Origin of the sequence: Paraburkholderia sp. CNPSo 3281 (assembly GCF_024206515.1) — a bacterium.
GTDB classification, from domain to species: Bacteria; Pseudomonadota; Gammaproteobacteria; order Burkholderiales; family Burkholderiaceae; genus Paraburkholderia; species Paraburkholderia nodosa.
Genome location: NZ_JAMBPS010000050.1, coordinates 43,765 through 57,316 on the forward strand (window position 1 = coordinate 43,765; position 13,552 = coordinate 57,316).

The window sequence follows — 13,552 nt, forward strand, 5'->3', positions numbered from 1 at the left end:
TTGTCTCCTGTGTTTATCTTGTATCTTCGGCACGTCTTCGCGTGCTCTATTTTTTGAACAAGCCCACGACCGCGGAAATATCCTTACTGCCGCCGCCTTGGTGACTTAATACCTGGAAGAACTGCTTGGACAATGCGGTCATGGGCAGCGGTTGTCGGGAATTGTGCGCGGAATCCAATGCAAGACTGAGATCCTTGATCATCAGGTCGCAGGCAAAGCCACCGGAAAAGCCGTTGGATGCCGGAGCATCTGCAACGACGCCTGGATAAGGGTTGTAGACCTCAGACACCCAGCACCGGCCTGACGATGTGTTGATGATCTGTGCAAGCACGTCGGGAGCGAGCCCGAGGCTAACACCGAGGCACATCGACTCGGACACCGCAATCGTCGATACGCCGAGCAGGAGATTGTTACAAAGCTTGGCGGCTTGTCCGCTGCCAGCAGGGCCGCAATGAACAATGTTCTTGCCCATGACGGAGAGAATTGGTCTGGCGGACTCGAAGCCGAGGTCCGATCCGCCCACCATGAACGTCAGCGTAGCCGCCTTGGCTCCCGGCACACCGCCTGACACTGGTGCATCGACAACAGTCTTGCCGCTTGCCGCCCCGATCATTTCGATCTCTGCGGCAGTATGCGGATCGCTTGTGCTGCAGTCGATCACGAGTGCCCCCTGCCTTGCATGCGCGAGCACACCATCCGGACCACAGATCACGCCGCGCACGACAGACGGAGTCGGCAACATCGTAATCACGACGTCGGCAGATGCAGCAAGTTCCGCAACGGAGCGAGATGGCAAGGCGCCGCGCTCGACAGCTTGCGCGATCGCGCCGGACGACGTGTCGAAAGCACGCACCGTATGGCCAGTTGCCAACAGATTGCCCAACATTGGAAGCCCCATGTGCCCCAAGCCGATAAACCCGATATCCATCATGTCTCCAATTTTATTTAGTTAACCCGAATTCGATCGCCAACTTTCAGGGGTGCAACAGAATCTTGCCAAAGTGCTCGTCGCGCGCCATCGCGTCCTGTGCCACCAACGCCTCAGCCAGCGGGTACGTTGTCTGAATGATTGGGAGTACTGCGCCGGATTCGAAGAGCGGATAGACGTCTCGTCTGAACTGCGTGAAAAGTTCAGCTTTCTGCTGGACAGTTCTTGTGCGAAATGAAACGCCGACCAACGAAACTCTCTTGCGGGCCAACGTGTCAAGATCGATTTCTCCGGTCGTTCCGCCGACCCAGCCAACGTTCACGATGTAGCCGCCCAATGCGACAGAGGCCAGATTGTCTGAGATCGCGGGGCCGCCGACCATGTCGACTACGACGTCGACGCCCTGTCCGCGCGTCAGCGCCGTGACCTCAGATGCAACGTCGTCGGTGCCATTCACGAGAAACCGGTCGAGACCGAGTCCGATCAGATTGTCGACATTGCGGGTCGCACGGCCGGTACCAATGATCTTCTTCGCGCCGAGCGCTTTTGCAATTTGCAGGGTCGCGATGCCAACAGCCGATGCAACGCCTTGAATCAGGACACTCTTATCCGCCCCGAAATGACCATTAGTCACCAATGCATTGTGGGCTGTCGGATAGATAGTGGCGACTGCTGCCGCCTGGTCGTACGAAAATGACGTAGGAATTGGCGTGGCAAATCGGTAGTCAATAGTGGCAAGTTCGGCATAGGCTCCGGTCGTCATGCCCAACACCCTGTCACCAACTTTGAATCCGCTGACCTCGCTACCGACGGCGACGACGTCCCCCGCCATTTCGAGGCCCGCAATCATCGGTTTGCCGGCAGCCGGGCCGCCATGCGCCGTCGAACGCTGAAGGTCGATCCGATTGATCCCAGCCGCCTTGACCGCGACCAGCAATTCATTCGGCTGGACCTGCGGGTCCGGCACTGTCTGATACTCCAATGTCGGGCGCGTTTGCCCTTCCTGACTAACAATCACAATTGCCTTCATTGCTGTTCCTTCGTTTCCGTACGTCAATTGCGGTACCTTGCGCCGCGATCGCCACACCGGCGCGTGGCGAATGCGGTCGATAGTTCGGGGGGGCGATGTCAGGCGCTCGGATTGAATGCCAGTGAAACCGGAAGTGCTCCGTCGTCGGGTTCCGGCCAGCGCTGAGATACGGTCTTGAATTTCGTATAGAAACGCGCCGCATCGGGACCGTACAGGTGACCGTCGCCAAACTTTGAACGACGCAGGCCGCCGAAGTTGAAGAAGGCGGACGGCAGCGGCACGGGGACGTTCACGCCGATCATGCCGGACTCGATTTCCATCATGAAGCGATGCGCCGACTTCCCGTCTCGCGTGAAGATCACCGAACCGTTGCCATACTCGTGCTGATTGGTGATATCGATCGCCTCGTCGAACGTCGCTGGTCGCATGATGCCTCTCACCGGGCCGAACACTTCCTCTCGATACAGATGCATGTCCGTTGTGATCCGATCAAAAAGCGTCGGTCCGAGGTAATAACCATTCGGACGGCCTGGTACCGCAAAGCCACGCCCATCGATCACCAGCTCGCCGCCCTCTTCGAGACAACGGCCGATCGCGTGCTCGACGGACACCTTCGATTCGCGGGAAACAACCGCACCGAAATCAGCACCAGGGTCGTCATAAGAGCCAACTTTCAGCGCGCGGATCTTCGGAATTACGATCTCGCGCAAGCGCTCAGCTGTTTCTGTACCAACTGGCAGAAGCAACGAGACGGCCATGCAACGTTGACTTGACGACCCGAATCCGGCGGACACGAAAGCGCTGGCAGCGGCTTCGAGGTCCGCGTCCGGCATGACGACCATGTGGTTCTTACCGCCAGTGAATGCGGCCACGCGCTTGTTATGATTCGTCCCTTTCTGGTAGACGTATTCGCCTACGGCAGTGGATCCGACAAAGCTGACCCCGGCAATGCCGGGATGTTCGAGAATCGCATCGACCACTTCCTTGTCGCCCTGTACGACATTAAAGATCCCATCGGGCAAGCCAGCTTCCTTCCAGATCCGGGCAAATTCGAGTGCCGCACTCGGAACCTTTTCGGAGGGTTTCCAGACAATGCTGTTACCGACGGCGACAGCCATGGTCATCATGACGGCGGGCACCATGATGGGAAAATTGAACGGCGTGATACAGCCGACCACACCGATTGGTCGCCGCATGGAGAACACTTCGATTTCGCCGCCGACGTTGTTGGTGTATTCGCCCTTGGTCACGTGCGGCGCATTGCACGCGAATTCGATCCCTTCAATGGCGCGCCCCAGTTCCCCTTTTGCGTCCGGGATCGTTTTGCCGTGCTCGCGCCCGATCGCCTCGGCCAGCACATCCATGTTGGCGATCATCAGATCGCGCAATTTGAAGATCACCGCCTGACGTGCGGCATGCGAGGCGCGCCCCCAGCGGCGCCCGGCTTCCGTGGCGACGGCAACGGCATGATCGACGGTTGAACGCGTGCCGTACTCACAGCGGGCAATCTCCTCGCCCGTCGAAGGATTGTGGACCGCGCCGGATCGGGCCGCCGGTTCCGAGTAGGGCTTACCTGCGATGAAATGCTCGATGTAACTGCTCACGATGGGTTGCCTCCTGGTAGGAATCTTGTGTCATTGCGCGCGAATGTCCGGCGGGAACTCGGCGCTGATTTCTATGCATTGGTAAGCATGGTATTTCACCGTTTCTGCATTTGATATAGGATAAAATGGAACTGAGCTATGCAAATTTGCATAGCGAAGCGCTGAGGAAAAGATGAATCATTTCGATTGGGATAACCTGCGGATCTTCTTGGCGGCGGCTCGGTCTCAGTCGGCTCTGGAGGCGTCGCACACGTTGAAGATGAGTCAGTCGACAATCTCCAGACGGATACAGCGACTGGAGCGTGACACAGGCTCGAAGCTATTCGACCGCAGTTCTCAAGGGCTTCGCCTGACAAGTGCTGGCCATCGGTTACTCGAGCATGTCGAAAAGCTTGAAAGCACGGTCACGGCCGTGGAGTCGAGCATGCTCAGCGACAACGTCGCATTGACCGGCGAAATCCGGCTGGGTGCAACCGAGGGTTTCGGCACCTTCTTCCTCACCCCGCATCTGACCCAGTTTTGCACGAGGCACCCCGCCATCACTGTCGACATCCTGCCGCTGCCTCGCACGCTGAATCTGTCAAAGCGCGAAGCCGACGCGTCGGTTGCAATCGACCGCCCGAGCGCCAACAGCTTTGTGACATGCAAGCTGTCCGAGTACCGCATGTTGCCGTACGCAACGCCTGAGTACCTCGACAAGCATCCGTCTATCCGAACGATCGATGACCTGGTCGGTCATCGATGGATCGACTATGTCGACGACCTCATCTTCTCGCCTCAGCAGTTCTCGCTGCAAAAATGGCTCCCCACACTTAAGCCTTGCCTGAGAAGCACGAGCGTCATCGCACAAGCACAAGCCGTAAAAGCTGGCCTCGGAATCGGGGTGCTGCCGTGTTTCCTTGGCAGCGTGATCGGCAACGTGATCCCTGTGCTACCCGATTCGGTGAACATCACTCGCACCTTCTGGCTGGTGGCTCCGCCGGAGCGACGCGAGCTGGCGCGCGTCAAGGCGCTATGGGACTACATTCGGGAAGTTGCGGAAGCCAATGAAGATTTCCTGATGGGAAGGACGACGCAGAGCATATCAATTGGGTGAGGAAATTCGGGAGTAATACTTCACGGTGCGCTACGCGCGCGCTGCTCGAGCATTGCGCCATGGTCGGCACGCGCAACAATCGCGGTCGGTCGTTCCTTCTGCTGCAACTACGACGACTTATGGCCATTTCCTCTCTGGCGCATACACAGGAAAAGCGCGCTCGCGATGACAGGACACACGGGGAGTGGCACTGTCAGGTTGCTGGAGATGGGGCGGTAAAATGAAGTGATGAATAAGATGAAATCGCTTTATCACGGCGGCGAAGGCTGATATCCCTGAGCTTGCTCAGGTAAAGCACGTTTTCGTCAAAGCGGCCGCACGCGTGAACAACCGCGCCGAGAACAGCCACCAGCCGACCCGTTGGCGGGAACGCCAGATGTGCGGGTTTCGCGATGCGCGTCGCACGCAGGCTTTTCTTTCGTGCTTCGGCCCGATCCGTCAGCACTTCGCGCTACCAAGACATCAGACGAACGCTGCTCGTCATCGCGCTATCCTGAAAGAGCGTCTCGCAACATGGCGTGGCTGGACCGTCTCAGACCCGGTTCAGACAGTTATCTAATGAGGATAACTACGCGTGTGTCGATACATTGACCTACAGCAGCCAACTTGACAACGCCTTCGCAAAAGCGGAGCCGCTGTGGAAACGCCGACGGCGGAAAACACGGTGCGGCACGTCCGGTTCAGCCAACGCGGGTGACGGCCCGAAATGGGTGTCATCGTAGCCACATCGCGCCTCGCGTTCGGCTCGCTTTGGCATGTCCCGGGACGTCGTGGCGCGGGCCGCGGAAGTCGCTCCGGGGAACAATTGTTGACGTGCCCAGCGACGAAACGTCCGGCGAGCAGCGATGAGTGGCCGCTCAAGCCACAGCCGCGATCCGGTCCAGCGACGCGGCGAAGGCCGCGCGCTGGCGCGAATGACCAATGTCGCGCGGCATCGTCGCGATTGACGGCTGATCGGCTGCTCGAACGCTCAGGCTGCCGCCCCAAGCGGCGATACTCCCTTATCGCTTCGGGGCTTTGGGGAGTTCCCGCACCGGTGCGTCCTCCCTCGTTGTTGCTGTGAGACAAACCTCACTGCAGACGCGTTTCCAGGGTGGTGCCCGCCCGGAACGGGCTATCCTCTAATAGGTGTGCCGGAAGGCAAGTCCGTCTGCATTGGTGTGATCAGAGAGGGCAGCGATTCCATGCGAACACGGTTCGGCGGTATTTCACTGGCTAACCTCGCCGTCCGGGCGGCAAGAAAGCCCGACTATGAGCGCGAATGCCGCGCCCTGCTTGCGCTCGCCAGCGCGCAGACCGATTCGCGTGATGCCCTCCTGCAGAAAACAGCCGAGTTCGCCATGGAGTTATGCTGCGCGCAGACGGCGGGCATCAGCCTTCTAGAGCGCGCAGGAGAGGAAAACGTCTTCCGGTGGCGCACAGTTGCGGGCCGGCTCGCGCATCTGAGCGGGTTGGTTACCCCATGGAGCGAATGCCCCTGCGCTTTAGTGGTTGAAGCCGGCGAGCCGCTGCTGTTCACAGCCCTTGCCACCGACTTTCCTGCTCTCGCGAGCACGTGCGGCGTCGTGCATGAGGCGCTGATACTGCCCATCGTATCCGGCGGCCGACGGGTGGGAGCGATGTGGGTGGCGTCGCTCGAAGAGGACTGCCGGTTTACCCAGGAAGACCAGCGTGTGCTGACGGACCTGGCATCTGTAGCCGGCGGCGTGCTTGAGCTCGTGCGAGCACGTGACCGCAGCCGCCGCGAGACGCAGCGCTACTCCGAGGTCATCGCCGTCCTCGCTCATGAGTTTCGCAATCCGCTCGGTCCGCTCCGGAATGCAATCGACGCGATACAGGTCGTCAACGAAGGCCGCGAGCCGCTCAGTGGGTATCTCGCTGTCGCCCATCGGCAGATCCGGCACCTCGAGAGGTTAATGGACGAATTGCTGGACGCAAGCCGGCTGGACCACAACAAGCTCACCATCGCGCCAGTCGAAACTTCCCTGAACGACGTGCTCGCCGACGCGGTGGGCGCCGTGGAGGAAAGACGGCTTGAGCGGCATCACACGCTGTCCGTAACCACTCCCCCAGAAGGCCTGTGCCTGATTGCCGATCCGGTTCGCCTTACGCAGATCATTGCGAACCTTCTGTCAAATGCCGTGCGCTACACCCCGCCGGGCGGAAATATTGCCGTCAGTGTCGAACGGCTCATGCGAAACGGCGAACCCCACGTCGCGGTGGTAGTTCGCGATAACGGCATCGGCATCTCGCTGGCGTCGTTGCCGCACATCTTTGAGCCTTTCGCCCAGTTCGCGCGGGCGCGCACCGGGGAGGATGGTGGCCTCGGCATCGGGCTGGCGCTGGCCCAGCGCTTCGCGCAGCTGCATGGCGGCGTAGTCGATATCACCAGCAACGGGGTCGGCCTCGGAACGGAAGCCCGCCTGACGATCCCGTTGCGCCGCAGCGACATCGTCGGCGAATGCGGTGGCCGGCTGGCAACCGGTCAGCAGCCTCGGCGGCGTGTCCTGCTAGTGGACGACAATGCGGACGCCCGATTTGCCCTCGGCGGACTGCTCGAACTCGAAGGTCACGAGGTGCGGTCGGCCGCCGACGGCGCCGAGGCGCTGAAGATTCTCGAAGAATGGCGACCGGACTTCGCCCTCGTCGATATCGAAATGCCTGGCATGAATGGCTATGCCCTTGCAGCCCGCATTCGGTCAATGGCGAACCAAACCGGTCTTCAACTCGTCGCACTGACTGGCCACGTCTCGAGCCACGACCGGACCGCCGCCATTCAGGCAGGCTTCATTGAGCATCTGGGCAAACCGGTGGACCTCGAGCAGCTCCGACACCTTCTGGCATCGTGACATGGCGACGTGACCGGCGCGACGGCGATGGCCGCGGCGACAGGGGCCGCCTGCGGACCGGCCGGCCAACGGCACCATCTGGTCCTACCCTTGCCGACTCCCCGCTACGGTCCGCAGGCGCTATTCACGGGCGCCCACCTCGCAGCCGACAGATACTGGAATCTGCCCGCGGCGTGGCGGCAGGGAGGGCGGGCGACGGTCAGACGCTCCGCGATATATGCATCCACGGCCTCGATCAGCTGGCCCACCTGCACTGGCTTGCGCAGGAACCGGGACCAGCACCGGGGGCACCCATCCGGCTCCGGCGCAGCCGAAAGCAGTACGACGGGCAACCCGGCGATGGTGGGCGAGGCTCGCACCATCTGGCACAGCCTGATGCCGTCGATGTCCGGCATCTGGTAGTCGGTAATGAGACACTGAACGAATTCCCGCCGCATGAAAGCCATGGCAGCGCTGGCGTCAGCGACAACGCTCACCCGGTGACCGTGACTTTCCAGCGCGAGCGCAAGCGGCCAGACGTTTTCCGGATCGTCGTCAACGAACAGCACGTTGGCCATGGATACTCCGTCGAATTCATTCGCGACCGGTGTGCGCGGCAGCGAATGCAGCGCCCCGTTACCGTTTCGGTGCCGCAACGGACGTGCCGGGAGGACGGCAGCGTTCCGGATACGGGGGGGTAGTTTCATTGGTGGCCCGATGTCAGCGCCGGGCTCACGCGACGTTTTGCCTGCTTTCTGGACGGTCGACATGGAGGGCAAGCGCATGGAGGACAAGGCCGAGAATCGCCGCATCGACGCGCTCGCAATTCCTTCGGCCAAATCGGCTGCCGTGCCAGGAGTCTGATAGCAGGTAATGCAAATATGCATTACAGTGTGCGTATTACTGAAGAGGTGAGAGATGAGCACATTGACTGTCACCGGCCGGGGTCAGGTTACGTTCCGGAAGGAAGTCCTGCAGCACCTGGGCATCCAGCCTGGTGAAAAGATCGAGCTGGACCTGCTGCCTGACGGCCGGGCCGAACTGCGGGCCGCGCGGCCCGGGGGATCATTCCAGCAACTTCGGGGCGTCCTCAAGGGAAAGACTAACGGTGCGCGGTTGAGCATCGAGGAGATCAACGACGCGATTGCTGAAGCCGGCACCAGGGCGGGGGCGGGTAAAGCGTGAAGATCGCGGTGGATACGAATGTTTTGCTGCGCACGATCGTTGACGACGACGAAGAGCAGGCGGCCAGGGCCGTCATGCTTCTGGACACGGCAGACATGGTGGCAGTGAGTCTGCAGACACTGTGCGAGTTGGTCTCGGTGCTGCGCAGCGCATACAAGGTTGACCGGCCCGATATCGCGGCAGCGATCCGTTCGATCCTGAATACGCGCAACGTCGTCGCCAACCGGCCTGCGGCGGAGGCCGGACTTGATCTGCTTGAGGCTGGCGGCGATTTTGCCGACGGGGTCATAGCCTGGGACGGCAAATGGCTCGGGGGGGAAATGTTCTACTCGTTTGACAGGAGGGCCGTGTCGCTGCTGACAAGGCAAGGCCATCATGCGACGCTTCTGTAACCCGCACGAACCTGGCCGTCAGGATGAAGTTAGCCGGCTCAGGTGGGTGGCTGGATTGCTCGTCGCCGTCCAGCCACATCGTCAGGCGGGTTGCTGTACAGCGTCGTCACGACGATACATAAATATAACAGTCGCAGCTTAGTTTGCGGTCCTATGTATTTTGCGTCGGTGCGGTGCCGGCTCCGGAGCTTCGCCAGCAGTGAGGCTCATTGAAAACGAACGGTCATTCGAACCCTAATTGATGTCAAAGCCATTTTCAGATGTCCGCTTCTATGAGGACTCGGCTGTCAAGCCTCTTCAATTCGGAGGTTTAATGGGCGGGAAATAAATCGGCTTGACCGGATTGATCTCGTTCAGCATCAGCAGAATGCAAAAGATACGATCGTGCAATTGAGCGTTGGGAAACTGAGGTCCCAGGCCCGCCTGCTCCCGCGCCATGAAGAGCGCCCTGACCATTACCGGCCAGCTCGTAGCAATTCACCTCACACGGCGATCGAGGATGCTTTCTCTAGGCTGGGAATCCATCGATACACATCGGCTCAACTGGATCACATCGATCATTGACCGGCAAACAGCTCAGCTACTGGAAGAAGTAGTAAGAGAACGGGCCGCCAAGATTGTCAGAGAAGGGTCGAAAGCGCCCTTGCTACAACAGCCGACGCAAGGGCTTGCTCCGCGCCCTGATGCGAAGGCATGAGCAAACTCAGGTGAAAGCAACCCGTCAATAGTGAGTGAATGTATATCGCTTCCACGGCGTAGTCGACGTGATCAGTGGTGCCACGATCTGCCGCGGCGAGCCTTAACGCAGACTCGATAGATGACTGCGCGATTCGCGCAGCTTCCCCCAACGTCGATGTAGAAACAACGGTACCTCCTTCAGATTTCGCAGTGGAGAATGCGATGGAGTACAGGCGCCGTTGTGTGCCGGTGTGAAGGACGTCGGCCAATCTCCTTTCAAGTTTTGAGCGCAAAGCGCTAAGCGTTGTCCCGTTCGACTTCTCAGGCGGAATTGTGAACGGGTCCAGAGGCAAAGCTGATCGCTGGAACAAAGCCGTCACGAGGGCCCATTTGTTTGAGAAGTGACCGTAGATTGCGCCTCTGGTCATACCAGCCGCGTGAGCGATGTCTTCAAGAGACGTAGAGCTGACGCCACCCTCGAAAAATAAAATCTCCGCGCTGTCGAGGATCTTTTCCCGTGTTACGAGTCCCTGTACTTTTCGCTTCACCGTGTCCCCTCGGTCTTCTACGCGTTCTCTTGTCGCGCTGCACAGCTATCCGCCCTCTTTGCCGCGAGATGTGAGGCCTTGTCCCGCAAGCCTACTCAAATTTCGCGAACATCACGTCGCGCTGGCTGGATACAAGATGTTGACCTCCGTCGACGACCAAGGTCGTCCCTGTCACTCCACGGGCCTCGGCAAGATAGACGGCTGCGTTGACGATGTCTTCAAGCCGCGACCCGCGCCGAAGCGGGGTCTTTCGGTGAGCTGTCTCAAACTGCTCTTGCGTTTGATCGCCGGAGACAAGCGTAAGTCCGGGGGCCAATCCGACCACTCTGACCTTCGGCGCTAGCGCCTGCGCAAGCGCTATCGTTGCATTCGCCAACGCTGCTTTCGTCAAGGTATAGGAGATGTAGTCTGGATTCATGTTGTAAAGCTTCTGGTCCAGAACGTTGACAACGACGCCGCGCTGCGCCTCGTCGGCAACTGCACAGTCCGGTATCGCATCGTAGAGTTCACGCGCCAAAGCCAGCGGCGCAGCGACGTTGATCTTCATGAGCGCCAGCAGGAGATCGTAAGTAAAGGTCTGGGCCGTATCTTCCTCGAACCGCGACGCGCAATTCAGAACGCAATCGAGTCGTCCGAACGCTTGCACACAAGCGGGCACAAGCTGCCTCACCTGTTCCTCTTTCGAAAGATCCGCGCAAAGGGAAATTGCTCTTCCGCCTCGCGCAGCGATCTGATCGACAACCTCCTGCGCTTCGCGCTTCGACTCGTGATAGTGCAAGGCAACGTCCCATCCTCGCGCGGCAAAACCAAGGGCGAGCGCGCGACCGATTCGCCGGCCCGCTCCGGTCACAAGCACCGATTGCCTACGAGAGCCGCCGCAATGAATTGCTGGTTCAGTCATAACGAAACGCCAATGTCAGGCAGGCGCAGGGTGCGCCTTCGAGTTGCGCTCTCGCCCTACCCTCCAGTCACCGTGGCAAGGCATAGCATCAAGGGTTCAAATCTCAAGGTTGTCAATAAGGCGTGTACTGCCGAGGCGCGCCGCCGCCAGCACGACGAGCTTTCGATCGACGACATCCGACTCCATTGGAGAGCGTAAGTCGGCCTGCTTTCGGACCGAGATGTAGTCGGGTTTCCAGCCGCGATCGACCAGCGTTGAGAACACGCTCCGTTCGATTCGCTGGATATCCTGTCGACCGCTCAAAATGTCCTCGCGCACGCTGTTGAGGAGCCGATGTAGCGTAGTGGCCTCCACGCGTTGCTCCGGCGTCAGGAAACGATTGCGAGAGGACAGCGCAAGTCCATCTATGTCGCGGATGGTTTCGCCGGCCACAACATCCGTGGGCATCGCGAACTGCTTGCACATTTCCCGAACAATCATCAGCTGTTGATAGTCCTTTTTTCCAAACACCGCCACGCGCGGTTGCGCGCATAACAGCAATTTCATTACGACTGTGCAAACGCCTTGAAAGAAGCCCGGCCGGAACTCCCCCTCGAGCATGTCGCCAAGCCCACCAGGAGGCTGCACGCGATACTCTTGCGGCTGCGGATAGAGGTCCCGTTCCGTAGGGGCGAAGACGACGTAGACATTCTCCTTCTGAAGCTTCTCCAGGTCCGCCTCAAGCGTTCTCGGATAACGCTCAAAATCTTCACCCGGTCCAAACTGCAGCGGATTCACGAAAATGCTGGTAATGACAGGATCTCCATGCTGTCGTGCCAGACGGATCAGCGAAAGATGTCCTTCGTGCAGATTGCCCATTGTCGGCACGAAGGCCGTGCGGTTTTGCCCGCGCAATTGAGCTCGCAGTTCCTCGACAGACCGAATCAGTTTCATGCAGGATCTTGCCTCTGAGACTTAACCACGTACTGCTTACATGTTCGGATAGTTCGGGCCGCCGCCACCTTCGGGCGTGACCCACACGATGTTCTGCGTCGGGTCCTTGATATCGCAGGTCTTGCAGTGCACGCAGTTCTGCGCGTTGATCTGCAGGCGGTCGCTGCCGTCGTCGTTCTTCATGAACTCGTACACCGCGGCCGGGCAGAAGCGCGCTTCGGGGCCCGCGTAGGTGCGCAGGTTCACGTTCACGGGCACGCTCGCGTCCCTGAGCGTCAGGTGCGCAGGCTGGTTCTCTTCGTGGTTCGTGTTCGAGATGAACACCGAGGAGAGCCGGTCGAACGTGAGCTTGCCGTCAGGCTTCGGATACTCGATCGGCTTGCACTGCGAAGCGGGCTTGAGCATCTCGTGGTCGCGATGCTGGTGATGCAGCGTCCACGGCACATTGCCGCCCAGCAGCTTCTGCTCGATGCCCACCATCAGCGTGCCCAGGTACAGACCCTTGCTCATCCACTGCTTGAAGTTGCGCGCCCTGTACAGCTCCGTGTAAAGCCACGACTGCTTGAACGCTTCCGGGTAAGCCGCGAGTTCATCGCTCTGGCGGCCCGCCTGCACGGCTTCGAACGCCGCATCCGCGGCCAGCATGCCGGTCTTGATCGCCGCGTGGCTGCCCTTGATACGCGAGGCGTTCAAAAAGCCCGCGTCGTCGCCCACGAGCGCGCCGCCCGGGAACACGAGCTTGGGCAGCGACATCAGGCCGCCCGCCGTGATCGCGCGCGCGCCGTACGACACGCGCTTGCCGCCTTCGAGGTACTTGCGGATTTCCGGATGCGTCTTGTAACGCTGGAATTCCTCGAACGGCGAGAGATACGGGTTCTGGTACGCCAGACCCACGACAAAGCCCACCATCACCTGGTTGTGGTCGATGTGGTACAGGAATGAGCCGCCGTAGGTGTCCGATTCGAGCGGCCAGCCCGCGGTGTGGATCACGAGGCCGGGCTGGTGCTTCGAGGGATCGATCTCCCACAGTTCCTTGATGCCGATGCCGTAGACCTGCGGATCCGAATCCTTGCCGAGCTTGAACTTCTCGTTCAGTTGACGGCCCAGATGCCCGCGGCAGCCTTCGCAGAACAGCGTGTACTTCGCGTGCAGCTCCATGCCGAGCTGGAAGTTCCCGGTAGGCTCGCCGTCCTTGCCGACACCCATGTTGCCGGTGGCGACGCCCTTGACCGAGCCATCGTCGTTGTAGAGCACTTCGGCGGCCGGAAAGCCGGGGAAGATTTCCACGCCCAGGGCTTCCGCCTGCTGGCCCAGCCAGCGCGTGACGTTCGCGAGGCTGATGACATAGTTGCCGTGGTTCTTGAAGTTGTCGGGCAGCGCCCAGTTCGGCACCGATTTAGCCCCCGTTTCGGAAAGAAAAAGGAACTTG

Annotated in this window: 13 protein-coding genes and 1 pseudogene; 5 read left to right on the forward strand and 9 right to left on the reverse strand. The window is 60.0% G+C overall.

Annotated elements, in window-relative coordinates; genetic code table 11:
* Positions 1 to 46: 46 nt before the first annotated feature.
* The 3 genes from mmsB to M3I56_RS32240 all read right to left on the reverse strand — a co-directional run bounded on the left by mmsB (position 47) and on the right by M3I56_RS32240 (position 3,562).
* On the reverse strand, positions 47 to 928 hold the full coding sequence (gene mmsB, locus M3I56_RS32230) for a 3-hydroxyisobutyrate dehydrogenase (RefSeq protein ID WP_254357462.1): 882 nt from the start codon (positions 926 to 928) through the stop codon (positions 47 to 49).
* A 46-nt stretch (positions 929 to 974) separates the two neighbouring features.
* The gene (locus M3I56_RS32235; RefSeq protein WP_254357439.1) at positions 975 to 1,958 is read right to left on the reverse strand and encodes a zinc-binding dehydrogenase; all 984 of its coding nucleotides are present in this window, start codon (positions 1,956 to 1,958) and stop codon (positions 975 to 977) included.
* 98 nt (positions 1,959 to 2,056) lie between these two features.
* Entirely contained in the window at positions 2,057 to 3,562 is a 1,506-nt protein-coding gene (locus M3I56_RS32240) for a CoA-acylating methylmalonate-semialdehyde dehydrogenase (RefSeq protein WP_254357441.1), read from the reverse strand.
* Between the two features lie 172 nt (positions 3,563 to 3,734).
* Here M3I56_RS32240 and M3I56_RS32245 point away from each other — a divergent pair, with 172 nt between their 5' ends.
* From M3I56_RS32245 to M3I56_RS32255, 3 genes and pseudogenes are all read left to right on the forward strand, one after another.
* A complete protein-coding gene (locus M3I56_RS32245; RefSeq protein ID WP_254357443.1) occupies positions 3,735 to 4,658 on the forward strand; it encodes a LysR family transcriptional regulator in 924 nt (307 codons plus the stop codon).
* A 244-nt stretch (positions 4,659 to 4,902) separates the two neighbouring features.
* Positions 4,903 to 5,217, forward strand: a pseudogene (locus tag M3I56_RS32250) (IS6 family transposase); the annotation flags it as partial.
* A gap of 625 nt (positions 5,218 to 5,842) precedes the next feature.
* Entirely contained in the window at positions 5,843 to 7,507 is a 1,665-nt protein-coding gene (locus M3I56_RS32255) for an ATP-binding protein (protein WP_254357445.1), read from the forward strand.
* Between the two features lie 104 nt (positions 7,508 to 7,611).
* Here M3I56_RS32255 and M3I56_RS32260 read toward each other — a convergent pair whose 3' ends face one another.
* Complete coding sequence (locus tag M3I56_RS32260; RefSeq protein WP_254357446.1) at positions 7,612 to 8,064, reverse strand: response regulator; 453 nt, start codon at positions 8,062 to 8,064, stop codon at positions 7,612 to 7,614.
* Between the two features lie 340 nt (positions 8,065 to 8,404).
* On the opposite strand from M3I56_RS32260, the gene M3I56_RS32265 reads away from it, so the two are divergent.
* Positions 8,405 to 8,671 carry an AbrB/MazE/SpoVT family DNA-binding domain-containing protein gene (locus tag M3I56_RS32265; RefSeq protein ID WP_254357448.1) on the forward strand — a complete coding sequence of 89 codons (267 nt, stop codon included), beginning with the start codon at positions 8,405 to 8,407 and terminating at the stop codon, positions 8,669 to 8,671.
* Complete coding sequence (locus M3I56_RS32270) at positions 8,668 to 9,063, forward strand: type II toxin-antitoxin system VapC family toxin (RefSeq protein ID WP_254357450.1); 396 nt, start codon at positions 8,668 to 8,670, stop codon at positions 9,061 to 9,063. The genes M3I56_RS32265 and M3I56_RS32270 overlap by 4 nt, the downstream gene beginning before the upstream one ends.
* 297 nt (positions 9,064 to 9,360) lie before the next feature.
* On the opposite strand, the gene M3I56_RS32275 is transcribed toward M3I56_RS32270, so the two are convergent.
* The 5 genes from M3I56_RS32275 to M3I56_RS32295 form a co-directional block, all read right to left on the reverse strand.
* The gene (locus M3I56_RS32275) at positions 9,361 to 9,519 is read right to left on the reverse strand and encodes a hypothetical protein (protein ID WP_254357452.1); all 159 of its coding nucleotides are present in this window, start codon (positions 9,517 to 9,519) and stop codon (positions 9,361 to 9,363) included.
* Between the two features lie 164 nt (positions 9,520 to 9,683).
* Complete coding sequence (locus M3I56_RS41195) at positions 9,684 to 10,289, reverse strand: TetR family transcriptional regulator (protein ID WP_309249201.1); 606 nt, start codon at positions 10,287 to 10,289, stop codon at positions 9,684 to 9,686.
* Between the two features lie 91 nt (positions 10,290 to 10,380).
* Positions 10,381 to 11,190 (reverse strand): SDR family oxidoreductase, encoded by an 810-nt coding sequence (locus M3I56_RS32285; protein WP_254357454.1) that lies wholly within the window; start codon positions 11,188 to 11,190, stop codon positions 10,381 to 10,383.
* 96 nt (positions 11,191 to 11,286) lie between these two features.
* Positions 11,287 to 12,123, reverse strand: a complete 837-nt coding sequence (panC, locus tag M3I56_RS32290; protein WP_254357456.1) for a pantoate--beta-alanine ligase — start codon at positions 12,121 to 12,123, stop codon at positions 11,287 to 11,289.
* 36 nt (positions 12,124 to 12,159) lie between these two features.
* Positions 12,160 to 13,552, reverse strand: a 1,393-nt coding sequence (locus tag M3I56_RS32295) for an electron transfer flavoprotein-ubiquinone oxidoreductase (protein WP_254357459.1), incomplete at its 5' end; no start/stop codon positions are given.